18 protein-coding genes and 1 riboswitch are annotated in these 23,694 nt (G+C 62.5%); of the genes, 11 read left to right on the forward strand and 7 right to left on the reverse strand.

Going from position 1 to position 23,694, the window contains the following annotated elements; genetic code table 11:
* Positions 1-2: 2 nt before the first annotated feature.
* The 3 genes from JWR51_RS21420 to JWR51_RS21430 form a co-directional block, all read right to left on the reverse strand.
* Positions 3-1,022: a LacI family DNA-binding transcriptional regulator gene (locus JWR51_RS21420; protein ID WP_299752529.1), complete on the reverse strand. Its 1,020-nt coding sequence runs from the start codon at positions 1,020-1,022 to the stop codon at positions 3-5.
* 344 nt (positions 1,023-1,366) lie between these two features.
* Positions 1,367-2,101 carry a hypothetical protein gene (locus JWR51_RS21425; protein WP_299752532.1) on the reverse strand — a complete coding sequence of 245 codons (735 nt, stop codon included), beginning with the start codon at positions 2,099-2,101 and terminating at the stop codon, positions 1,367-1,369.
* Positions 2,098-3,027 (reverse strand): aminotransferase class IV, encoded by a 930-nt coding sequence (locus JWR51_RS21430; protein ID WP_299752535.1) that lies wholly within the window; start codon positions 3,025-3,027, stop codon positions 2,098-2,100. The genes JWR51_RS21425 and JWR51_RS21430 overlap by 4 nt, the downstream gene beginning before the upstream one ends.
* 137 nt (positions 3,028-3,164) lie before the next feature.
* On the opposite strand from JWR51_RS21430, the gene JWR51_RS21435 reads away from it, so the two are divergent.
* Complete coding sequence (locus JWR51_RS21435) at positions 3,165-4,061, forward strand: dienelactone hydrolase family protein (RefSeq protein ID WP_299752538.1); 897 nt, start codon at positions 3,165-3,167, stop codon at positions 4,059-4,061.
* Here JWR51_RS21435 and hyi read toward each other — a convergent pair.
* The 3 genes from hyi to JWR51_RS21450 are packed head-to-tail and all read right to left on the reverse strand — an operon-like array spanning position 4,052 to position 7,905.
* Positions 4,052-4,828 (reverse strand): hydroxypyruvate isomerase, encoded by a 777-nt coding sequence (hyi, locus tag JWR51_RS21440; RefSeq protein ID WP_299752541.1) that lies wholly within the window; start codon positions 4,826-4,828, stop codon positions 4,052-4,054. The genes JWR51_RS21435 and hyi overlap by 10 nt on opposite strands.
* An 11-nt stretch (positions 4,829-4,839) precedes the next feature.
* Complete coding sequence (locus tag JWR51_RS21445; protein WP_299752544.1) at positions 4,840-6,942, reverse strand: adenylate/guanylate cyclase domain-containing protein; 2,103 nt, start codon at positions 6,940-6,942, stop codon at positions 4,840-4,842.
* A gap of 24 nt (positions 6,943-6,966) precedes the next feature.
* Positions 6,967-7,905, reverse strand: a complete 939-nt coding sequence (locus tag JWR51_RS21450; protein WP_299752547.1) for a helix-turn-helix domain-containing protein — start codon at positions 7,903-7,905, stop codon at positions 6,967-6,969.
* 83 nt (positions 7,906-7,988) lie between these two features.
* On the opposite strand from JWR51_RS21450, the gene JWR51_RS21455 reads away from it, so the two are divergent.
* The 6 genes from JWR51_RS21455 to JWR51_RS21480 all read left to right on the forward strand — a co-directional run bounded on the left by JWR51_RS21455 (position 7,989) and on the right by JWR51_RS21480 (position 16,408).
* Complete coding sequence (locus tag JWR51_RS21455) at positions 7,989-9,263, forward strand: extracellular solute-binding protein (protein ID WP_299752550.1); 1,275 nt, start codon at positions 7,989-7,991, stop codon at positions 9,261-9,263.
* A 104-nt stretch (positions 9,264-9,367) separates the two neighbouring features.
* Positions 9,368-10,264 (forward strand): sugar ABC transporter permease, encoded by an 897-nt coding sequence (locus JWR51_RS21460; RefSeq protein ID WP_299752553.1) that lies wholly within the window; start codon positions 9,368-9,370, stop codon positions 10,262-10,264.
* Positions 10,261-11,142 (forward strand): carbohydrate ABC transporter permease, encoded by an 882-nt coding sequence (locus JWR51_RS21465; protein WP_299752556.1) that lies wholly within the window; start codon positions 10,261-10,263, stop codon positions 11,140-11,142. The genes JWR51_RS21460 and JWR51_RS21465 overlap by 4 nt, the downstream gene beginning before the upstream one ends.
* Before the next feature lie 11 nt (positions 11,143-11,153).
* On the forward strand, positions 11,154-12,239 hold the full coding sequence (gene ugpC / locus JWR51_RS21470; RefSeq protein WP_299752559.1) for a sn-glycerol-3-phosphate ABC transporter ATP-binding protein UgpC: 1,086 nt from the start codon (positions 11,154-11,156) through the stop codon (positions 12,237-12,239).
* 24 nt (positions 12,240-12,263) lie between these two features.
* On the forward strand, positions 12,264-14,276 hold the full coding sequence (locus tag JWR51_RS21475) for an aldo/keto reductase (protein WP_299752562.1): 2,013 nt from the start codon (positions 12,264-12,266) through the stop codon (positions 14,274-14,276).
* 768 nt (positions 14,277-15,044) lie between these two features.
* Positions 15,045-15,327, forward strand: a riboswitch (FMN riboswitch).
* A 97-nt stretch (positions 15,328-15,424) separates the two neighbouring features.
* The gene (locus tag JWR51_RS21480) at positions 15,425-16,408 is read left to right on the forward strand and encodes a DMT family transporter (protein ID WP_299752565.1); all 984 of its coding nucleotides are present in this window, start codon (positions 15,425-15,427) and stop codon (positions 16,406-16,408) included.
* On the opposite strand, the gene JWR51_RS21485 is transcribed toward JWR51_RS21480, so the two are convergent.
* Complete coding sequence (locus JWR51_RS21485; protein ID WP_299752568.1) at positions 16,405-17,520, reverse strand: Gfo/Idh/MocA family oxidoreductase; 1,116 nt, start codon at positions 17,518-17,520, stop codon at positions 16,405-16,407. The two genes, JWR51_RS21480 and JWR51_RS21485, sit on opposite strands and share 4 nt — an antisense overlap.
* 130 nt (positions 17,521-17,650) lie before the next feature.
* Between JWR51_RS21485 and JWR51_RS21490 the strand changes: the two genes are divergently transcribed.
* The 4 genes from JWR51_RS21490 (at position 17,651) to iolE (ending at position 23,669) form a co-directional block, all read left to right on the forward strand.
* Positions 17,651-18,493, forward strand: a complete 843-nt coding sequence (locus JWR51_RS21490; RefSeq protein WP_299752985.1) for a MurR/RpiR family transcriptional regulator — start codon at positions 17,651-17,653, stop codon at positions 18,491-18,493.
* A gap of 173 nt (positions 18,494-18,666) precedes the next feature.
* Positions 18,667-20,604 (forward strand): 5-dehydro-2-deoxygluconokinase, encoded by a 1,938-nt coding sequence (iolC, locus tag JWR51_RS21495; RefSeq protein ID WP_299752571.1) that lies wholly within the window; start codon positions 18,667-18,669, stop codon positions 20,602-20,604.
* Positions 20,605-20,752: 148 nt separating this feature from the next.
* Positions 20,753-22,600 carry a 3D-(3,5/4)-trihydroxycyclohexane-1,2-dione acylhydrolase (decyclizing) gene (iolD, locus tag JWR51_RS21500; protein ID WP_299752574.1) on the forward strand — a complete coding sequence of 616 codons (1,848 nt, stop codon included), beginning with the start codon at positions 20,753-20,755 and terminating at the stop codon, positions 22,598-22,600.
* Between the two features lie 151 nt (positions 22,601-22,751).
* Positions 22,752-23,669: a myo-inosose-2 dehydratase gene (gene iolE / locus JWR51_RS21505; protein WP_299752577.1), complete on the forward strand. Its 918-nt coding sequence runs from the start codon at positions 22,752-22,754 to the stop codon at positions 23,667-23,669.
* Positions 23,670-23,694 lie beyond the last annotated feature (25 nt).

Below are 23,694 nucleotides of genomic sequence, written 5' to 3' on the forward strand. Positions count from 1 at the left end.
CTTCAGCCTGCGGCTACTCCTCCGCAGGATTGGCGCACGACCAGCTGGCATGGCAGTTTCCGGATTCCCGGTTCTACTGTCTTGCCTTCCGCCATCGCCAAAACTGTCAACCCGGCCTCCTTGCCGAGCGTCTTGAGGTTCATATCCACGCTGGTCAGTGGCGGACGCGTTGCCGCCGCGACGATTTCCCAATTGTCGAATCCGACCACCGACACATCGCGCGGTACATCAACGCCGCGCTCGCGCAGTGCATCGACCACGCCGCGGGCAATCTGGTCATTGCCGCAAAAAATACCGTCTGGATGCGGGCTGCCCCCGGCCCACAATTGCGCGACCGCCTCATGCCCCCAGGCTTCCGACCATTTGCCGTGGAGAATTTCGGCGCCCGCCCCGACGATTTCCGAATAGGCATCGGCGCGGACCTGTACCGAGGCAAAGCTGGTCGGACCCGTGACATGCACGATCCGATTGCGGCCCAGCCCCGCCATCCATTGCACCGCCTCGCGCGAGCCCTGCGCATCGTCCGAGACGAAACGCACGCTATCGTCGGGGCCGTCGGTGAAGGCGTAGACCACCGGCACCGACAGATGGCTCAAATCCACCGGCAGCCGCCGATCGATGCGCTTGCCGGAGGCGATGATGCCATCGACCTGTTTGTCGAGCATGGCATCGACATGAATTTTGGCCAGCACCGGATCGTCTTCGATGGTGCAGAGAAAAACCGACACACCGTGATCGACCAGCGCCTCGGAAATGCCCGCCATCAGTGGCAGGGTGAAACGGCCATAGGTATCGTTGGTCAAAAGGCCAATGGTGAAGCTGCGCTTGCTGAGCAGTCCGCGCGCCATGGCATTGGGCCGGAAGCCCAAATCGATCGCCGCCCGCTTCACCCGCTCGCGCGTCTCGGCCGTCATCCGCCCCGTATCGTTCAGCGCCTTGGAGGCCGTCGCGACGCTGACGCCCGCCGCCAGGGCGACGTCGTAAATGCGTATGCGCTCAACCTTTTTAGCCTGCTGTTCCACCGGATTCCGCGAAAATGAGAAAACGTTTGCGCATTTGAGATAACGTTTTTTCATATCCATTTGCGGGCGTCAAGTTGGATAAGTGGAGAGCGGTGAAACTTGTGGGATGGGAGGTTAGGACCGCGGATTTTGCTGCGGCGAAGGATTCGAGCCCGCTAAGGCCGCCCCACTCTCGGTGTCACCCCGGCGCAGGCCGGGGCCCATCCCGAGATCGCTTCATGTGCCGCTAGGTTATGCGATCGGCACCACCTGGCGGCCGCAATCGGATATCAGGATGGGCCCCGGCCTGCGCCGGGGTGACATCGTGGGTGGGGAAAACCTGGGAAAGTAGCGTGCGTTCTTCCCTACCCCAGCTTGAACGCCTGCATCCACAGGTAATACGGCCGCGCCTCATCGGCGATGGCTCGCAGATGATCCGGCAAATCCGGCGCAGTTTCGTCCGGCGCAGCAAATCCCGTGGTCTTGAACACCGCGTTGTACCAATGCGGCGCCCAGACCCCGTCGCTGGCATGCTGACCCGGTGCCCAGCTCAACATGGAATCCTCGAACGGCAGATCGATTGCCGCACACAGCGCCGACAATGATCCGCGCGGATCGCGCCGCACGTCCTCAGCCTCGATCACTACGGGCGCATGGCCCAGCCGGTCGGCGACGCGGTCGAACAGCATGGCCTGCCCCTCGAACCCCACATCGGCCAGCGTCACGCTTTCGCGCTTTTGCGCATAGGAGGCCAGCACCCGCTCCGGGCTGCGCAACAGGAACACATTGGTGACCCCGTCCATCCAATCGAGCGGAAAACCCTCGATCATATGGTGGCTCATATGCTTCTGATACCAAACCGGCTTGCCGTCCGGCACCGGTCCCAACATGTCCGCGGCCACCTGCGCCGCATCCTGCGGTTGGCTGGCCATGACATCTTGGCCCATGGGATGCTCCAGTCCAGTCGCCTTGAGATAGGCCGCATAAAACGGCTCATCGCTGACCGCACAATCCGCCCGTGCTCCGAACGAGCGCATCATCGCGGTCGACAGATTGCGCGGACCCGACCACATGGCGATGCGTTTGATGGTCTCGCTCATGGCCGGAAAATCTCGCGTTCGATCAGTTCTCGATACAGCCCCTGCAGGCGCAGCGTCATTTCCCCCGGGATCGGGCCGGGCCCGGTCAACGGGTGGCCCATCACCCTGCCGTCGACTTCGCGCACCGATGTTAGCCCGGCGAAAGTGCCGGTGACAAAAGCCTCATCGGCGCCATAGACGTCGGTCAGCGAGAAATTCTTCTGCCGCACGGTGATCCCCGCCTCCTCCGCGACCCGGATGATATTGCCGCGCGTGATGCCGCCCAGGCAGTAATCTCCCGTCGAGGTCCATAGCTCACCGCGGCGCACGATAAAAAAGTGCGTGGAATTGCAGGTGGCCACAAACCCCTGCGGGTCGAGCATCAGCGCCTCGTCTGCGCCAGCCTTGGCCGCCTGGATGCAGGCCTGAATGCAGTTGAGCTTGGAATGCGAATTGAGCTTCTGGTCCTGCATATCCGGCGCAGTGCGGCGGATGGTGGAGGTGAACAGCGAAATCCCGTTCGGCTTGGGCGACGGCGCCTTGAACTCTGGAATGATGACGATGGTCGCATCGCCGATCGTTACGCGCGGGTCCTGATAGGGCGTGGCCTTGATCCCACGCGTCACCATCAGGCGGATATGCACGCCATCGGTCATCTCATTGGCGGCGAGGCAATCGAAAATGCGCTTCACCAGCGCATCGGGGGTCAGCCCCACCGAGAAGTCCAGCGCCTTGGCACCCTCGTAGAGCCGCTCCAGATGCGCCCAGAGAAACGGAATGCCGCCCTTGTGCAGGCGCAGCCCCTCCCACACGCCATCGCCGAGCACGAAGCCCGAATCGAACACCGAGACCACCGCCTTGTCGCGCGGCATCAGCGTATCGTTGACCGCGATCTGGATGGTCGCGTTGCGCGGATCGTCCACATATTCATGCACGCCATAGGCCATCGGAAATACCCCAATTCATTGCGCGCACTGTCGTCATTTCCGGCCAAGGCGGCAAGCCGCCAAAGTCGCGGTGCATGCGACTTGTCGCTTTCGCGCGGCGCGAAGGCTGGCTAGGTTCGCCGGCGGAGGACCATTAATTGACCATCACACCAGAACGGCTGCGGACCCTGTTTGGGCTGAACGAGCCCCGCATCACCCTGCTCGAAACCACCATCGAGGAGCACGAAAACTACGTCCTGGAGCGGCTGAGCTTCACCTTCGAAGGCAAGGGCGCCGTGCGTGGCCTGCTGACCCGACCGCGCGACAATGCCGGCAAATTGCCCGCGATTCTCTACGGCCACTCCCATGGCGGCCGCTACGATATCGGCGCCGATGAGCTGACGTCCGGCCGCGAATATCTGCGCGATCCGCTCGGCCCGGTCTTCGCCGCCGAGGGCTACGTTACGCTGTGCATCGATATGCCGGTGTTCGGCACGCGCGCCACCGAGGGCGAGAATGCCGCCGCCAAACGCCTGCTCTGGCATGGCAAATCGCTGTTCGGCGAAATGCTGTCGGACCATGCGGCCGCCTTGACCTATCTCATCGGTCGCGATGACGTCGATCCCGCTTGCATCGGCGCCTTCGGCATGTCGATGGGCTGCACGCTGAGCTATTGGCTGGCGGCCGTCGATCCGCGCATCGCTGCCGTCGCCCATCACAGCTGCTATTGCGATTATGAGACGCTGAACGAACTCGGCGCCCAGGACGGCCACGGCATCTACCTGATGGTGCCGGGCCTGCTCGAAGCGACCAGCACCGGGGAAATCGCCGGTCTGATCGCGCCCCGCCCCCAACTGATCTGCGTCGGCGACGCCGATTCGTTGACGCCGCCCCTAGCGATCGACCGCGCCTATGCGCAAACCAGCGCGCTCTACCGGGCGCAGGGCGCGGAAAACAAACTCACCCTGCTCCGCGAACCGGGCATCAAGCATGAGGAAACCGACCGCATGCGTCAGACGATGCTGAGCTTTTTCCGTGACACGCTTCAGCGGTAGGGCTGCATCCAGCCGAGGCCGGCGGTGGTGGTGGTCTTAGGCTTGTATTCGCAGCCGACGAAGCCGTCATAGCCGAGCCGGTCGAGCGCCGGCAGGATATTGGCGTAGTTGATTTCGCCCGTGCCCGGCTCGTTACGGCCGGGATTATCGGCGATCTGGATATGGGCGATGCGGTTGCTCAGCCGCTCATAGGTGGACAGCAAATCGCCCTGCATCACCTGGGTATGATAGATGTCATATTGCAGGAACAGGTTGCTGGAATTGACGTCAGCCATGATGGCTTCGGCATGGTCGGTGGTGCTGACGAAGAAGCCCGGCATATCGCGCTGGTTGATCGGCTCCATCAGCAGCTTGATGCCGGCCTCAGCCAAGCGCGGCGCGGCATATTTCAGGTTCTCGACCAGCGTCGATTGCAGCACATCCCGGTCGACCCCGGCCGGCGCAATGCCGGCAAGGCAGTTGATCTTGCTGCAGCCGAGCGCCTTGCCATAGCGGATAGCGGTGGCGACACCGGCCTGGAACTCTTCGACCCGATCGGGGAAACAGCCAATGCCGCGCTCGCCGCCGGCCCAATCGCCAGCCGGGAGATTGAACAGCGCCTGTTTCAGATTGTGCTGCTTGAGCAGGTCGGCGATGACTTCGGGCGGGTGATCGTAGGGTCCGACATATTCCACCGCCGGAAAGCCGTCGGCAGCGGCGGCGGCAAACCGCTCAAGGAACGGCAGTTCGGTATAGAGAAATGTCAGGTTCGCGGAAAATTCGGGCACGGCAAAAGTCCTCAGTTAGTCGGCATATCCGGCGCGAAGTCGGCACGCCGGGTGACAATAGCATCGTAGAAGGCTGGCAGCCGCGTGTCGAAAGCCGCCAAAGCACGGCATTCGGCGATCTCGGCCAGTGCCGGCTCCCCTGCCCGCAGCGCCAGCAGCAGCCGGTCGTGACATTCTGCCAAGCTCGCGAATTGCGCACTGGTTGCCAGCGCCTCCGGTCCCAGCAGGAGATGGATCGGTTCCCGCTCACTCATCCCCTTGAGCGCGATCGACCCGGCATCGAGCAGCGCCAGTTCGGCCACGGCGTCGCGCGTCTCGCGGGTCACCAGAATATCGTAGAGCACGGTCTTGCAAGCGCCCTCCAAGCGGCTGGCGACGTTGACGGTTTCCCCGACGCAGGAATAGTCGAAGCGCGCCTCGAACCCCATATTGCCCACCAGCGCCGGGCCGGACGCAATGCCAATGCCGATCGCGATGGGCTCCGCGCCTTGCGACAGATTGGTCTGGTTGAGCTGTCCCAGCGCCTCGCGCATGGCCAAGGCCGCCTGGCAGGCCCGCAACGCATGGCGCTCGACATCCACTGGCGCGTTCCAGAACGCCATCACGGCGTCGCCCATGAATTTGTCGATGGTCCCCATCTGCTCGATGATCGCCGCGCCCAGCACTCCGAACAGCGTATTGAGCATCCGCACCAGATCGGTCGGCGCGGTCTTTTCGCTGATGGTGGAGAAATTGCGCACGTCGGAAAACATCACCGTCAGTTCGCGCATGTCGCCGCCCAGTCGCAGGCTCTCGGCGTTGTTCTCGATCTGCGTCAACAGCGATGGCGCTACGTAGTGGGCAAAGGCATTGCGGATGCGCCGCCGTTCGGCATCGGTGATGGCGAACTGGAAGAAAGCCATGGCGGCATAGACGATCAGCGCGCCGAGAAGGGCGAAGCTCGGGTCCAGCAGTAGGCCATATTGGACGAAGGCAAACCAGCTCCCCGCCGTGGTCACCAGCGCGACCATGATCGAAAATCCTAGCCCGATCAGCGGACCGGTGAAGATGATGGCGAGCGTGATGGCGATGCCGCTCAGCACGAAGATCAGGATTTCGAGCCCGCCGACCCAGTCGGCGCGGTTGAGATAGACCCCCGTCAGCATCTGTTCGAGCGCCTGCACGTGAATGGAGACGCCGGGGACAGGCTCGCCCAGCGGGCTCTGCCGCACGTCGAGCAGGCCGCTGGCGGACGCGCCGACGAAGACGATATTGCCCGCAATCTGCGGTGCGAGGCTGGCATAGTCATCGGCCAGCAGATTGCGGGCAGAGACATAGGTGGAGGGATCGAGGTGGCGATAATACAGCCAAAGATCTCCGCTGGGCCCGGTCGGCACGGTGATGTCGCCGATGCGCAGTGACTCGATAGTGCCGGTATTGGTGGTGTCGCCGAGCACAACGAGCGTGGAGGCGCCGAGCGCGACGCGCAGCGCCTCTACCGAAAGGGCCGGAAACGCCGATGTTCCATTGGACCACAGCAGCGGCAGGCGGCGGGGAATACCGGTATTTTCCTGATCGAGGCTAGCGACGCCAAGCCCCGTCGCGGCGTCGGCAAGCTGAGCCATCGGCATTGCCGCGCCGGTCAGCCTCGGCAAAAACGGCAACGGATCGGCCCCGGTCATGGCAAAGCCAGCCTTGGCCTGCTGCGGCAAAACGAGACTGTTCGGGTTCTGGGTGAAGCTCAGGACGGATGGCCCGGCGGCGAGCGCGGCGGCGAACTCCGCGTCGTAATCCACCCCACCGCTCGCGCTGGCGGATGGCGACAGGCGATCCGGCTCGGGAAACAGCACGTCGAATGCAATGGCGGCGGCGCCGAGCTCGGTCAGGCGTTGCGCCAACGTCGCCATCGTATGGCGCGACCACGGCCATTGCCCGATTTCGGCAAGGGACCGCTCATCGATATCCACGATGCGAATGGGCAGGTCGGGCGCCGCGCGCGGGCGCAATTGCTGGAAGAAATCAAAGGTTGTCTCGCGCGCCACGCGCAGCGGATAGGGGTCGGCGGCGCGCAGCAGCACCAGTCCGGCGATGATGCAAAAGCCGAACAGGAAGGCCCAGAGGCGCCGTTTCCACATAAGCTGACGGCCTACCCGATCGGATCAGTTGTACCGCTCTTCGGGGGCCGGCCGCTTGACGCTGGCGAGAACCGGCCGGGCGCGCACATCGCGGCGGAAATCGGTGGGCGACATACCGGCGATCTTGCGGAACGACTTGTTGAACGCGCTGAGCGAGCCGAACCCGCTATCCATCGCCACCTGCAGCACGTTGGCGTTCTCCTGCATCAGCAGCGCCTGGGCATAGCTGAGCCGCAACAGGTTCACATATTCGTTCAGCGTCATCCCGGTGGACTTCTTGAACACGCTCATCGCGTATTTTGGGTGGATATCGGCCGAGCCTGCGATATCGACGCTGTCGATGTCCTCGCGGAAATTGGTCGAGATGAATTCGCAGATGCTGGCGATATTGCTGAACGAATGGGCGTCGAGCGGTTCGGTCTTGGGCAATTCGGGCCCATGCGGCTCGATCAGGAAGAACGGCTCGAACCGGATTCGCTCCAGCCGCAGGATCAGCTCGTCGATAGCGTGGTCCACTTTTGCCTGCTCGCCCGAGCGCATATAGGACACCCAGCGATGGAAGGTCTCATGGTCGGTGCCGTCCGGCGCCGAGGTCACCAGCGTGGCGCCGTGGGTCAGTTTTCCGGTCAGCTCGCTCGATAGCCGCAGGCGGAAAAAATTGACCAACGGCAGATGGATGGCAGTGAAGAAAGCGTCTTCGCTGGTATCGATGACCTGATGCGGCAGCCCGCCCCAGAACATGGCGACATCGCCTTCGCGCAGGAAAACACGGTGCCCGCTCATCTGATATTCGATGGTGCCGCGGAACACGAAATTGACCTCGACCTGCGCGTGCCAATGGCCGTGCTGCATGATGCCGGGCTGCTCGTAAGCCACGAAAAGCGCATTCGGAATCCGCTCCACGCCGCTCTTGTCGGGGTTCCAGAACCGTTTTGACGGCTTCTTACTTTCCAGCAATTTCATGTTCCCATTAGGAGCGACGCGCCGTTCTGCGACGATAGTGTTACAACGCTCGGCATAAGAGCAACAAAAAAGGGAGGACTACAATGAACCGTATCGCTTCGCGGCGCGGGCGTCTGCTCGGCCTGGCTTTGGCCGGAATCAGCTTTTTCAGCGTCGCAGCCGCTTCGGCCGGAGAAATCTCGGTCTGGGTCTGGGACAAGGCATTCAATGGCAACACCATGCGTGAAGCCGGCGCCCTCTACACTGCCGACCATCCGGACGTGACCTTCAACGTCGATGACAGCGCCAGCCAGGACGATATCCGCGCCAAGCTGCAGACGCAGCTGCTCGCCGGCAGCACCGACGGCTTGCCCGATATCGTGCTGATCCAGGACGATATCGCCCAGAAGTACCTGCAATCCTTCCCCGGCTCGTTCGAGCCGCTGTCAGACAGCATCGATATGTCGGTCTTCGCACCCTACAAGGTTGCGGCTGCCACCTATGACGGCAAGTCCTACTCGCTGCCCTTCGACTCCGGCGTCACGGGCCTGTTCTACCGTTCCGACTATCTCGAGGCAGCCGGCTTCAAGGCCGCCGACCTCAAGGACATCACCTGGGATCGCCTGGTCGAAATCGGCACCGAAGTGAAGGCCAAGACCGGCCATCTGCTGCTCGATCTCGATCTCAACGACACCGGCGTCATCCGCATGATGATGCAGTCGGCCGGCCAGTGGTATTTCAATGCCGATGGCAGCCTGCATGTCATCGACAACGCCCCGCTCAAGAAGGCGCTGGAAACCTACGCCAAGTTCTATCAGGCAGGCCTGGTCAAGCCAGTGTCCGGCTGGGCTGAATATACCGGCACGTTCACGTCGGGCGAAGTCGCCGCCGTTCCCGTGGGTGTCTGGATCACCGCGACCATCAAGGCCAATGCCGATCAGTCCGGCAAGTGGGCCGTGGCCCCGATCCCGCGCCTCGATATGGAAGGCTCGGTCAACGCCTCCAACCAGGGTGGTTCAAGCTGGTATGTGCTGTCCTCCTCGGACAACAAGGCCGAAGCTATCGACTTCCTCAAGACCGTCTGGGCCGGCAACAAGGATTTCTACCAGGACATCCTGATCAAGCGCGGCGCCGTTGGCTCCCTGCTCGCCGCCCGTGAAGGCGATGCCTACAAGGCCTCCGATGACTTCTTCGGCGGTGCACCGGTGTGGCAGGACTTCTCCACCTGGCTGAGCCAGATCCCGAGCGTAGATTACGGCACCTTCACCGCCGAGGTCGACTCCGCTGTGCAGGCACAGTTGCCCGGCATCATCGCGGGCGGCGACATCGACGCGGCCCTCCAGGCGATCAACGACCAGGCCCAGCAGCAGATGCAATAATCTGCTGCGTGAAAGCGGGCTTCGGCTCGCTTTCACTGCCGGGCGCGCAAAGCGCCCGGCGCCTATTGGCCGTGATGACGTTGCTACACCAGGGAGGGTGACAATTGGCACAGGCGCGACTTGATCGCAGGGATCAGATCACCGGATGGGCGTTCATCGCCCCAGCCTTGATCCTGCTCGGACTGTTCATGATCTACCCGATCGTCTGGTCGCTCTGGATGAGCTTCCAGGTCGGCAAGGGCATGAATCTCAGTTTTGGCGGCTTCGCCAATATCATGCGGCTGACCAAGGATCCGGTCTTCCTGCGCGCGCTGGGCAACACCTTCACCTTCTTTATCGTGCAAGTGCCGATCATGATCGTGCTCGCCCTGCTGTTCGCAGTCGCGCTGAACGACTCGACGCTGCGGTTCCGCGGCCTGTTCCGCACCGCGATCTTCCTGCCCTGCGTGACGTCGCTGATCGCCTATTCCACCGTGTTCAAGTCGATGTTCGCCACCGATGGCATCATCAATGAAGCCCTGATGGCGGTCCATCTCATCGGCGCGCCGATCGGCTGGTTCAGCGATCCGTTCTGGGCCAAGGTGGCCATCATCCTCGCCATCACCTGGCGCTGGACCGGCTACAACATGATTTTCTATCTTGCTGCACTGCAAAACATCGACCGCTCGATCTATGAAGCCGCGCGCATTGATGGGGTGCCGGCCTGGGCCCGGTTCCGCTATCTCACCATTCCCATGCTCAAGCCGGTGATCCTGTTCACGACGGTGATCTCCACCATCGGAACGCTGCAGCTGTTCGACGAGGTCTACAATTTCACCGCCGGCAATGGTGGGCCTTCGGACTCAACCATCACGCTGTCGCTGTATATCTACAACCTGACCTTCAAGTTCATGCCCAGCTTCGGCTACTCGGCGACGGTGTCATGGGTGATCGTCGTGGTCGTGGGCATTCTGAGCTTCCTGCAATTCCTTGTTGCGCGTGATCGGAGGAGGTCAGCATGACATCGACCACAATGGCCGAAAATACCGCCTCGGCCGCCACCAAAGTTGGCTTGGCCACAGGGGCTGCGCCGTTCCGCCTCATCCGCCGGGGCCTCGTGTACCTGCTGCTCAGCATCGCCGCCTTTATCTCAGTATTCCCGTTCTATTGGATGGTCGTGGGTGCCACCAACCCATCGGCCGAGATCATCAAGGGCAAAGCCACGCTCGGTGGCTCACTGCTGACCAATGCCGCAACCTTCTTCGCCCAAGTCGATGCGCCCCGCATTTTCTTCAACTCGGCCTTCATCGCCGTCATCGCCACGGCGCTGACGCTGGCGATCTCCTCGCTGGCCGGTTACGGCTTCGAAATGTTCCGCTCTCGCGTGCGGGAACGCATCTTCGGGCTCCTGCTGCTGCTGCTCTCCATCCCGTTCGCGGCGATGATGGTGCCGCTGTTCGTGATGTTCTCGCAGGCCAAGCTGGTGAACACCTACGTGGCGGTGATCCTGCCCACGGTGGCCTCAATCTTCATCATTTTCTACTTCCGGCAAGCCACCAAAGCCTTCCCCAGCGAATTGCGCGACGCCGCCAAGATCGATGGGCTCAAGGAATGGCAGATTTTCCTGTTCGTCTATCTGCCGGTGATGCGCTCCACCTACGCCGCTGCGACGATCATCGTGTTCATGGCCAATTGGAACAATTACCTCTGGCCGCTGATCGTGCTGCAGACCGCCGAGAACAAGACGATCACGCTGATCCTATCGGCGCTCACCTCGGCCTATACGCCCGATTACGGCATGATCCTGTTCGGCACCGTGCTCGCAACCCTGCCCACCCTCATCATTTTCTTCCTGCTCCAGCGCCGCTTCGTCGAAGGCATGCTGGGCGCGGTCAAATAGGTGCATAGAACATGAGCCATCTCACGCTTAAGGCCGTGCGCAAATCCTACGGGTCGGTCGAGGTCATCAAGGGCATCGACCTGGCGATCAAGGCCAAGGAATTCGTGGTTTTCGTCGGCCCCTCCGGCTGCGGCAAGTCTACCCTGCTGCGGATGATCGCCGGGCTCGAACACATCAGCGGCGGCGATCTGGAGATCGGCGGCAAGCGGATGAACGATGTCGATCCGTCCAAGCGCGGCATCGCCATGGTGTTCCAGTCCTATGCGCTTTATCCGCACATGACCGTGCGCGAAAACATGGGCTTCGCCCTGCGTTTTGCCGGCGTGGCGAAAGAGCAGATCGCCAAGCAGGTCGCCGAGGCCGCCCGCATCCTGGCGCTCGAACCGCTGCTGGATCGCGTGCCCAAGGAACTCTCCGGTGGCCAGCGCCAGCGCGTCGCCATCGGCCGCGCCATCGTGCGCAACCCGCAGGTGTTCCTGTTCGACGAGCCGCTGAGCAATCTCGACGCCGAGCTGCGCGTGCATATGCGTATCGAAATCGCGCGGCTGCACAAGGAACTGCAGACCACGATGATCTACGTCACCCATGACCAGGTCGAGGCCATGACGCTGGCCGACACCATCGTGGTGCTCCGCGATGGCCTCGTGGAACAGGTCGGCAAGCCGCTGGAGCTCTACGACAACCCCTCCAACCAGTTCGTCGCCGGCTTCATCGGCTCGCCCCGCATGAACTTCATGGCCGCCAAGGTGGTGGAAGCCGGCTCCGGCACGGTGACGGTTGCGCTGACCAAGCAGGGCAATGTCCGCATCACCCTGCCCCTGACCGCCGCGCCCGCCATTGGGTCCGACGTGACGCTGGGTGTCCGTCCCGAGCATTTCGGGCTCGCCGCAGCTGGCGATGCCGATCTGGCGGTCAATGTGGACGTGGCCGAGCATCTCGGCGCCACCAGCTACCTCTATGCCAATACCGGCACCGGCGAGCAGTTGATCATCGAGCGCGAGGAACTGCGCAACGAGTTGGGCAAGGAAAGCCTCACCGTCTCGATCCGCGCCGCCAATTCATACCTGTTCGACAATTCGGGCCAGCGCCTGCGTTAGGCCTTTCTTTCTAGGAGTAATTTCATGACTGAAACTAAAAAAGTCCGTTGGGGCATCCTCGGGCCAGGCTCTATCGCCAAGGCATTCCAGGGCGGCGTTGCCGGCTCCAAACATGCCGAGCTGGTTGCCGTCGGCACCCGCAATCCCGAAAAGCCGGGTCTTGCCACCGACTTCCCCGGCGCGCGCGTTCACAATGGCTATGACGCGCTGCTGGCCGACAAGGACGTCGATGCGATCTATATCGCGACGCCTCATCCCGGCCATGCCGAATGGGCGATCAAGGCTGCCGAAGCCGGCAAGCACGTCCTGGTGGAAAAGCCGATGGCGCTCAGCGCCTTCGAAATCGACGCCATCTTCCACGCCCACCGCAAGGCTGGCACCTTTGCGGGCGAAGCCTTCATGTATCGCCTACACCCGCAGGTGAAGAAGCTGGGCGAGCTGATCGCCTCCGGCGTCATCGGCGAAGTGCGGATGATCCAGTCCAGCTTCGGCTTCTCCATGGGCAAGTTCCAGCCCCAGCACCGCCTGTTCGCCAATGACCTGGCTGGCGGCGGCATTTTGGATGTTGGCGGCTATCCCGTCTCGATGTCCCGTTTCATCGCCGGCGCCGCCGTGGGCAAGCCCTTCGCCGATCCGATCAAGGTTTCGGGCACCGCCAAGCTCAATGCCGAAGGCACCGACGATTGGGCAGCCGCGGTCCTGACCTTCGAGAACGGGATCGTCGCCCAGGTCTCCTGCGCCGTGATGGCCAATCTCGACAATGTCCTGCGCATCCATGGCTCGGAAGGCCGCATCGAGGTTCCTGATTTCTGGTTTGCCGGTGGCAATCGTGATCAGGGCGTCGGCCGCATCGACGTCATCAAGGGTGGCAAGACCGAAACCATCAGCGTCAACGAAACCGGTCACGTCTATTCCTTCGAGGCCGATGGCGCGTCCGAAGCGATCCTGGCCGGTCGTCATGAATTCGCCGCGCCGGGCATGAGCTGGGCCGACAGCCTGGGCAATGCCCGCGTGCTCGACAAGTGGCGCGCCGATGCCGGTATCGAATTCAACATCGAAAAGCCCGCCAAGCGTGTCAACACGCTCTCGAACCGTCCGCTGGCCTCGGGCGGCACTGCCATCCCAAAGCGTTCGATCCCCGGCCTCACCAAGCAGGCTTCGGCCGTCGCCCTGGGTTTTGAGGATTTCCGCACCTTCTCGTCCGGCGCCATCCTGCTCGATGCGTTCTGGGAAAAGGGCGGCAACCTCTTCGACACCGCCTTCGTCTATGGCAGCGGCTATACCGAAAAGCTGTTCGGCGATTGGCACAAGAGCCGCGGTACCCGCGAGCAGTCGGTGCTGATCGGCAAGGGCGCGCATAGCCCGCTGGTCTATCCCGACGTCATCGCCAAGCAGTTGACCCAGTCGCTGGATCGCCTCCAGACCGACTATGTCGACGTCTACTTCATGCACCGCGACAATCTCGATGTCCCGGTCGGCGAGTTCGTCGACGCCATGGATGCCGAGGTCAAGGCCGGTCGCATCCGTGGTCCGTTCGGCGGCTCCAACTGGACCAAGGAACGCATGGACCAGGCGATTGCCTATGCCGACAAGACTGGCAAGCAACGCCCCGGCGCCCTGTCCAACAACTTCGCTTTGGCCGAAATGCTCGACCCGATCTGGGCCGGCTGCGTCACCTCCTCCACCCCGGAATGGAAAGCCTGGCTCAACGATCGCCAGGTCACCAATTTCTCCTGGTCGAGCCAGGCCCGCGGCTTCTTCACCGACCGCGCCGGCCGCGACAAGACCGACAACGAGGAACTGGTCCGCGTCTGGTACAACGACCAGAACTTCGGCCGCCGCGACCGCGCGATCGAACTGGCCAACAAGCTCGGCCATTCGCCGATCCACGTTGCCCTGGCCTACGTGCTTGCCCAGCCCTTCCCCAGCATCCCGCTGATCGGACCGCGCACGCTGTATGAGTTGGACGACAGCATCAAGGCGTTTGATATCAAGCTGACGTCGGCCGACCTGAAGTGGCTGGAAGACGGCAAGTAGGCCGACGCCGTAGCGTGAACTTACTCAACACCCTCGGGCTCGCCCCGAGGGTGTTTTGCGTCCCACAATGCCTCCACTTACTCGGTGTCACCCCAGCAGAGGCAGGGGCCCATCCCGAGGTGGCGCCTTAACCGCAAGATCGTCGCGAGAACGACCCATCCTGCCACGCCCTCGTGGTTCGAGGGTCGCTACGCTCCCGCGTCACCATGAGGACTACTGAAACTGCGCAAATTCTAGCAGCATCCCCCATGTGAAAACTCCCTCAGCAGTTCACAGCCCAGTAGCCCTCATGGTGAGGTGCGAGTTCTTCACGAGCCTCGAACCACGAGGGCGTGCCCCAATCTATCCCTCTTATCCCCACCCCCAAAACCTCCCGCATACTCCACCCCGATATCTCCACGATGGCTGCGGGTTCGCGACGAACGGCCGTGGGGAGTTTGGTGGGAGGGGAATGCGGTCGCGCGATCCCTGGGCCAGCGCGACGTTCGTTTTCCCCAATGAAAGGGATGACCACGTTCGAGCGGCCAGAAATCCCATCGCATGCGGCGAGACGTGTCTCGCTTATCTACAAAACCCATGAGGCACGTCTCGCCGCATGCCGCAGTCTTCCTCAACCGTCGGTGCGAGCCGCACGGCGCTTCAACACGTCCAAACCGAGCAAATCATTTCCCGGCGTTCGCAAACTGCGCACAGTATCAGCCGTGTGTCTTATTGCGCGCACCGATCTCACGCCCTATCTTCCCGCTTGCAGGCGAAACATCGTCGGCAAAACGTTCTCAGGGCGGGGTGTAATTCCCCACTGGCGGTAACGGGGAGACCCGAAGCCCGCGAGCGCCTCATGTGGAAGCTGTTTGAAATTCGCTGTGGCGAGTCAAATGGCGGTGTTTTCGAGAACCGGAGCGGAGCGTACATTAGTACGTGAGCACCGGAAGCGCAGAAAACGCCGTTAGTTGACCGGCACAGTAGAATTACAAATGGGTTCCAAGTGGGGGTCAGCAGATCCGGTGTGATTCCGGGGCCAACGGTATAGTCCGGATGATAGAGAACGGGTCTGGATCTGGCCTTGGGCGCCGGCGGGAAACCGTCGCCGCAACACCGCTTTGTCTTTTCCCGTAACCCTGAGGAAGCTGGTTACGGAAAGGACTATCATGAACCAGGTTTCCTCCTCCCCGAATGGCGCCGTGCTTGGCGCTGCCTTTGTCATTATCTCAAGCCTCGCCTTCGCTGGCACCAATATCCTGCAATCCGTGCTGCCAACCCCCACTGAATACGGCGGTTTCGGCATGGCCTCGACCGGTATGGCCTTCTGGCAGTACCTCATCGCCACCGTGTTCGCCCTGCCGCTGATCCTGCGTATCGGCATCGGCAAGCTGCGCACGAAGCACCCCGCGATCCACGAAATTCGCGCTTTCGTTTCCGCCCTCGGCGTCCACGTCTTCGTCTATGGCTTCGCCTCGGGCGTGCCCGTCTGGCAGATGGTGACGTTGCTGGCCACCGGCCCGCTGTTCATCATTGCCGGCTCCACCCTGTTCCTGGGCGAGCGCGTCACCGTCACCCGCCTGATCGCTGCTTTTGTCGCCTTTGCCGGAGCGCTCATCGTTTCGGGCATCGGGTCTGAAGGCTTCTCGCTGACCACGCTGGTGCCCATCGTGGCCGCGGCTTTGTGGGCGACCACCGACGTGCTGACCAAGTATCTCTCGCGCGAAGAAAGCCCCGAGACGCTGACGATCTCGTTGCTGGTGCTGGTGACGCCCAATCACCTGCTGATCCTGCTGGTGGCCACCCTGGCTGCCTGGCTGGTGCCAAGCCTGGTTCCGCAAGGCCTCGCCACCGGCTTCCCGTTCCAGCTCCCGAGCGGTCTGGGTCTTGGCCTCGTCGTCCTGCTCGGCTTCCTGACGGCGGCCGCCCAGTACCTGCTCAGCCTGGCCTATAAGGTGGCGGACGCCACCTATCTGCAGCCGTTCGGCGACCTCAAGGTGCCGCTGACCGCCCTGCTCGGCTGGGCGTTGCTTGGCCAGGTGCCGACGCCGTGGTTCTGGCTCGGCGCCGCCCTGATCATCGCCGCCTCGGCCTTCATCTTCCACCAGGAAGCGCAGAAGGATCGGCCCAGCCGGGCAGCCCAGGCCGCCTAAAGACTGACCCAACCCTTGTCATGGTGCGACTGCGCCATGGCATGGACCGTGCGTTCGATCACCAGGCCCGCGTCAAAGTCGATGATGCGGGCCGGCTTGCCCTCGATGGCATTGAGCAGTTCATGGCATTCGATGATCTTGAGATCGTTGAAACCCAGCCCATGCCCCGGCGCCGGAATGAACCGGTCATACGGCGCGTGATGCGGCGCGCTGAGGATGGTTCGGAACCCCTGCTCCGTCGGCCGGTCGCTGACGGTATAGAGCTGCAGCTCGTTCATGCGCTCCTGATCGTAGACGATCGTCCCCTTGGAGCCGAAAATCTGCAGCGCGATCCGGCCTTTGCGGCCCCAGGCCGAGCGATCCAGCGCCATGACGCCAGATATCCCCGCCCCGATTTCAAAGAGTATGCTGGCGATATCGAATGTCTCTACTGCCCTGCGGCTCCCAGATTGAGTCGGGCGATCCTGGTAGGGCTTTGAAAGGTTAGCGAAAACCCGGGAAACCGGACCAAACAGTTTAAGCAGCAGACTAAGGGGGTGAACGCCGAAATCGTCCAGCGCGCCATAGCCGGAACTGGCCACGCTCTTCCAGTAGAACAACGCCTCCGGGTCGGCCATAAAATCCTCATCCATCTCCAACCGGACATGGTTGACCGTGCCGATGGCGCCTTCGGCCAACAGCGTTTCGATATGCCGGATCAGTGGGTTCTGGATATAATTGTAGCCCAGCACCGCCACTTTGCCGGACTTTTTGGCGGCCGCCGCCATCCGTTCCGCATCGGCGAGCGCCACTGCCATCGGCTTTTCGCACCAGACGTGCTTGCCCGCTTCGAGCGCGGCAATCGCCATTTCGGCGTGAAAGGCATTGGGGGTGGTGACCGAGACGACATCGACCTCGGGATCGGCGATCAGGTCGCGCCAATTGCCCGTCGCCTTGGCGAAACCGAACTCGGCGGCCTTCTTGTTCGCGATATCCCCATTCACCTCGGCAAGGTGTACAAGACGTGGCGTGGGCCCGGTGCCGAACACCGCATGCACGCTAGTCCACGCCAGAGCGTGGCATTTTCCCATATAGCCGGTGCCGATCAGGCCGATGCCTAAAGTCGAATTCATTCCACCCTCCCGCAGTTATGAAACACTTATGCCGCTTATTCCAAAAACGGAATATGCTTTCTGTTGGGCTCTTGATTGAATGGCTGGATTGGGGATTATGACAGTATTGCTCCCGTCCGACAGGCCCGACATGACCGAAATCGTCGCTAAAGTGAGCCCGCCACAGGATTTCGACGCGCTGCGCAGCGTCATTCTGGAGCGCAAGGGCGAGTTGCCGAAGCGGCTGACGCAGGTGGCCGCCTATGCGCTGGATCATCCCGACGAAATCGCCTTTGGCACCGCCGCCAGCATCGCCATTTCGGCCAATGTGCAGCCGTCGACGCTAGTGCGGTTCGCCCAGCATTTCGGCTTCGAGGGCTTTTCAGGCCTGCAACTGCTGTTCCGCGCCCGCCTGCGCGAACGCACCTCATCCTATGAGGATCGGCTGCGCACGCTGGAGCAGGATGGCCAGGCGCTGGCGGAAAGCACCAATATTTTCAATGGTTTCACGGCCGCAGCGCATCGATCGATCGACACGCTGTCGGCGGCTGTAGATCCGGCGGCGTTCGAGCGGGCGGTGGATATTCTTGCCGCCGCCGACACGATCTACCTGATCGCCAAGCGCCGCTCCTACCCCATCAGCAGCTACATGGCCTATGCCTTTGGCAAGCTGAAGGTGCGTTGCCAACTGGTGGGCACAGCGGCCGGTATCGACGACGATCTGCTGGCCATGGCCAGCCCGCGCGACGCGGCCTTCGCGGTCAGCTTTTCGCCCTATGCCTCGGAAAGCGCGGTCCAGGCCCGCAACCTGGCGGCGCGCGGGATCAATGTTGTTTCGCTGACCGATTCGGCGTTCTCGCCGCTGGCGGAATGTTCCAAGGAATGGTTCGAGGTTGTGGAAGCCGATCACGCCGGCTTCCGCTCGCTTTCTGCCAGCATGGCCTTTGCCATGGCCTTGACGGTGAGCATTGCCGAAAAACGGCGTCGCGGCTAACCTCACTATGGCCGTTTTGATGAACGCACCTTAAATGGAATGCCGAGATATCCATTTGGAATGGACATTCCATGTTGACGAATTTCCAGAACTGATGTTTCATAATCAGAGGCGCAGGAATTCAGCATCATGGATTTCTTGCTAAAGCGCCGACGCCAATCGGGAGGACTTGAATGACGAACGCGCAGCCCAGCAACGGGACGAAATTGCTCGACGTCATCACCATCGGCCGGGCCTCGGTCGACCTCTATGGCCAGCAGATCGGTACCCGGCTTGAGGATGTCACCAGCTTCGCCAAATCCGTCGGCGGCTGCGCCACCAATATCGCCGTGGGTACCGCTCGGCTGGGACTGAAATCGGCGCAGATCACCCGCGTCGGCAAGGAGCAGATGGGGCGGTTCATCCTCGAGCAGCTCCAGCGCGAGGGTGTCGAGACCAAGGGGATCGTCACCGATCCCGAGCGCCTGACCGCGCTGGCGATTCTATCGGTGGAAAACGAGCACTCCTTCCCCCTCCTCTTCTATCGCGACAACTGCGCCGACAACGCGCTGAACCCCGACGACATCGATCCGGCGTTCATCGCGACCGCCGGCGCGGTGCTGGTGACCGGCACGCATTTCTCCAAGCCGCATACCGAGGCGGCGCAGCGCAAGGCGATGCAGCTGGCCAAGGAGAATGGCAGCAAAGTTATCCTCGATATCGATTACCGGCCCAATCTGTGGGGCCTGGCCGGGCATGACGCCGGCGACAACCGCTACATCGCGTCCGATGTGGTTTCGGCCAAAATGCAAACGGTCCTCGCGGACTGCGACCTGATCGTCGGCACCGAGGAGGAGGTTCTGATCGCCTCCGGCGCGGCCGACCTGCTCACCGCGCTCAAGACAATCCGTGCCCTGTCCTCCGGCACCATCGTCTTGAAGCGCGGCCCCATGGGCTGCATCGTCTATGACGGCGCGATTTCCGATGACCTGGAAGACGGCATCGTCGGCAAAGGCTTTCCCATAGAAGTCTACAACGTGCTCGGCGCCGGCGACGCGTTCATGAGCGGCTTCCTGCGCGGCTGGCTGCGCGGCGAGCCGCATGCGACCAGCGCCACCTGGGCCAATGCCTGCGGCGCGTTCGCGGTGTCGCGGCTGTTGTGTGCGCCGGAAATCCCGACCTGGGTCGAGCTGCAATATTTCCTCGAGCATGGCAGTCCGGAACGTGCGCTGCGCAAAGACGCCGCCATCAACCATGTGCATTGGGCGACGACGCGGCGGCGCGAGATTCCCAGCCTGATGGCGCTGGCGATCGACCACCGCAGCCAGCTCGAAGACCTGGCCAATGGCGACGCGGCCATCCTTGCGAAAATACCGGCGTTCAAGGCGCTGGCGGTGAAGGCCGCCGTGCAAGTGGCCAACGGTCGGCCCGGCTTCGGCATGCTGCTGGATGACAAATATGGACGCGACGCGCTCTATGCGGCCGGCGGTCAGAAGAATTTCTGGATCGGCAAGCCGATCGAACTGCCGGGCTCGCGGCCCCTGCAATTCGAGTTTTCGCAGGACCTCGGCAGCCGGCTGATCGACTGGCCGGTGGATCACTGCATCAAGGTGCTGTGCTTCTATCACCCGGACGACGCGCCGGAGTTGAAGGCGCAGCAGATCGACAAGCTGCGCGCAGCCTATGATGCGGCGAGAAAGATCGGCCGCGAATTGCTGATCGAGATTATCTCGAGCAAGCACGGCGCGCTGCGCGACGACACGGTGGCGCGGGCGCTGACCGAGATTTATGATGCGGGGCTGAAACCGGACTGGTGGAAACTGGAGCCACAGGCCAATGTGGCGGCATGGGCCGCGATCGACGCGGTGATCGAGACGCGCGATCCGTTCTGCCGCGGTGTGGTGCTGCTGGGGCTGGAAGCGCCGCAGGAGGCGCTTGAGGCGGGCTTTGTCGCGGCGCAGCAGTCGCGGACGGTCAAGGGCTTTGCCGTGGGCCGGACGATTTTTGCCGAGGCGGCGAAGGGCTGGCTGGCGGGTAGCGTGAGCGACGAGGTCGCAGTGGCGGATATGGCGGCGCGGTTTGGCGCGCTGGTACGGATTTGGGAGCGTCTGGGGGAAGTGCGGGCGGCGTAACGGCGCCACGTCCGCGTGGTTCGAGGCTTTGCTGCGCAAAGCCTCACCATGAGGACTACTCTCACATTGAGTGAATTGAGACCTCATGGTGAGGTGCGAGCACTTTGCGAGCCTCGAACCACGAGGTCGGGCATAGAGGACTAGGCCAATGAGCCAGAAGACGATCCGACTAACGATGGCGCAGGCCGTGGCCCGCTTCTTGACCATGCAGAAAACCATGATCGACGGTGAAACCGTGCCGATCTTCGGCGGTGTCTTCGCCATTTTCGGGCATGGCAATGTCGCGGGCGTTGGCGAGGCGTTGTACGGCATCAAGGACACGCTGCCGACCTATCGCGCCCAGAATGAGCAGGGCATGGCGCATGCGGCGATCGCCTTCGCCAAGGCCAGTTTCCGGCGGCGGTTCATGGCTTGCACGACCTCGATCGGGCCGGGCGCGCTGAACATGGTGACGGCGGCGGCGCTGGCGCATGTCAATCGCCTGCCGGTATTGCTGCTGCCGGGTGATGTGTTCGCCAATCGCCTGCCCGACCCTGTGTTGCAGCAGATGGAAGATTTTGGCGACGGCACGGCCACGGTCAATGACTGCTTCAAGCCGGTGAGCCGCTATTTCGACCGCATTACCCGGCCCGAGCAGATCATCCCGGCGCTGCGTCGCGCTATGCAGGTGTTGACCGATCCCGCCGAATGCGGGCCGGTGACGCTGTCGCTGTGCCAGGATGTGCAGGCGGAGGCCTATGATTATCCCGAGAGCTTCTTCGCCGAGAAGGTGTGGGGCACTCGCCGCATCATGCCGGATGCCGATGAATTTGCAGTGGCCGCCACGGCGCTGCTGCATGCCAAAAAGCCGGTGATCATTGCCGGTGGCGGCGTGTTGTATTCGGAGGCCTCGTCGGCGCTGCGCAATTTTGCCGAGCGCTATGGCGTGCCGGTGCTGGAAACCCAGGCCGGTAAGTCCAGCCTGCCGCACGACCATCCGCTCAATATGGGCTCGGTCGGCGTGACCGGGACTTCGGCGTCCAACGACCTGGCCGAGCAGGCCGATGTCGTTCTCGCCATCGGCACGCGGCTACAGGATTTCACTACTGGCTCGTGGGCGCTGTTCAAGAATGACGATCTCAAGATCATCGGCCTTAACGTCCAGCCCTTCGACGCCCAGAAGCACCGCGCCCTGCCCCTGGTGGCCGACGCCCGGGCGGGGCTCGAGGCGCTCAATTCGGCGCTGACTGGCTGGCAAGCCGACACCAGTTGGACCGACACGGCCACGGCGGGCAAGGAGGACTGGATGGTTGCCGCCGACCGGGCAACCGGCACCACCAATGCCGAATTGCCCTCTGACGCACAGGTCATCGGCGCGGTGCAGCGGGCCCGCGAGACCGCGACGCTGGTCTGCGCCGCTGGCGGCCTGCCGGGGGAATTGCACAAGCTGTGGAAGGCCGGCCGGCCCGGCAGCTACCACATGGAATACGGCTTCTCGACCATGGGCTACGAGATTGCCGGCGGCCTCGGCGTGAAGCTGGCGCGGCCCGATGACGACGTGGTCGTCATGGTGGGCGACGGCAGCTACATGATGCTGAACTCCGAAATCGCCTCCTCGATCATGCTGGGCGCCAAGCTGACCATCGTGGTGCTCGACAATGCCGGCTATGGCTGCATCAACCGGCTGCAGATGGCGACCGGCGGGGCCAACTTCAACAATCTGTTGAAGGACACCCACCATGTCACTCTGCCCGGAATCGATTTTGCTGCGCATGCTGCCTCGATGGGGGCGATATCGCGCAAGGTTGGCTCGATTGCGGAGCTGGAGACGGCGTTGCAGGAAACTGAAGGGACGGATCGTACGACGGTGATCGTTATCGACACCGATCCACTCATCACCACTGATGAAGGTGGGCATTGGTGGGATGTGGCGGTGCCGGAGGTGAGCGACCGCCCGCAGGTGAATGCGGCGCGGGAGGCTTACGTGACGGCGCTGAAGGGGCAGCGGGTGGGGTAGGCTTTGTGCCACGCCCTCGTGGTTCGAGGCTCGCGAAGGGCTCGACCTCACCATGAGGGCTACTTTGAGATTGAGCTCCCAGTAGGCCTCATGGTGAGGCGGGAGCGCAGCGACCTCGAACCACGAGGGCGTGGCAATAACGGAGCATAAATTGAAAGCCAAACTCGGCATGTCGCCCATCGCGTGGTGGAACGACGATCTGGTGGAATTGAGCGACGACGTGTCGCTGGAAGAATGTCTGCGCCAGTCGCGGTCGGCCGGGTTCACCGGCATGGAAAAGGGCCGCCGGTTTCCCGACGATCCTGAAGTGATGCTGCCCATTCTGCGGGCCGCCGATGTGACGCTGTGCGGGGGCTGGTTTTCCGGCACGCTGGTGGACGAGGACCTAGCGTCCAACAAAGCCCGCATTGCGCCGATGATCAAGCTGTTCAAGGCGGTCGATGCGCCTTGCATCGTCTATGGCGAGGTTGGGCGCTCCATCCAGGGCAAACGCGAAATCCCGCTGGCACAGAAGCCCAAGCTCTCCGATGACGAGATGAAGGCCTATGCCTACAAGGTCACCGAATTTGGCGAATGGTGCGCCGAACAGGGCATGCCGCTGGCCTATCACCATCATATGGCGGCCGTGGTCGAGACAGAGCCCGAGCTGGATGCCTTCATGAAGGCGTCCGGCGCCGGTATTCCACTGCTGCTGGATGCGGGGCATCTGGCTTTCGCCGGTGGCGATGTGCTGCGCGCCATCGACAATCACCACCAGCGGATCAGCCACGTGCATGTCAAAGACGTGCGAATGGGCGTGATCGATGGGCTGGATCGGACCAAGCAATCGTTCCTTGACGCCGTGGCGCTGGGTGCCTTCACCGTGCCCGGCGATGGCTCGCTGGACTTTGGCGCCATCGTGCAGAAACTCGCCGATTACGGCTATGAAGGCTGGTTTGTGGTGGAGGCAGAACAGGACCCGGTCGCAAATCCGCCGCTGCGGATGGCGCAGGTTGGCCACAAGGAACTTATGCGCGTCATGACGGCGGCCGGATACACTGTGGAGACGCAGGGCTTCCCGAAGGGGTGAGCTTTGCCGTCCCGATGTGCTAGAC

The organism is Devosia sp., assembly GCF_028290625.1.
GTDB lineage: Bacteria > Pseudomonadota > Alphaproteobacteria > Rhizobiales > Devosiaceae > Devosia.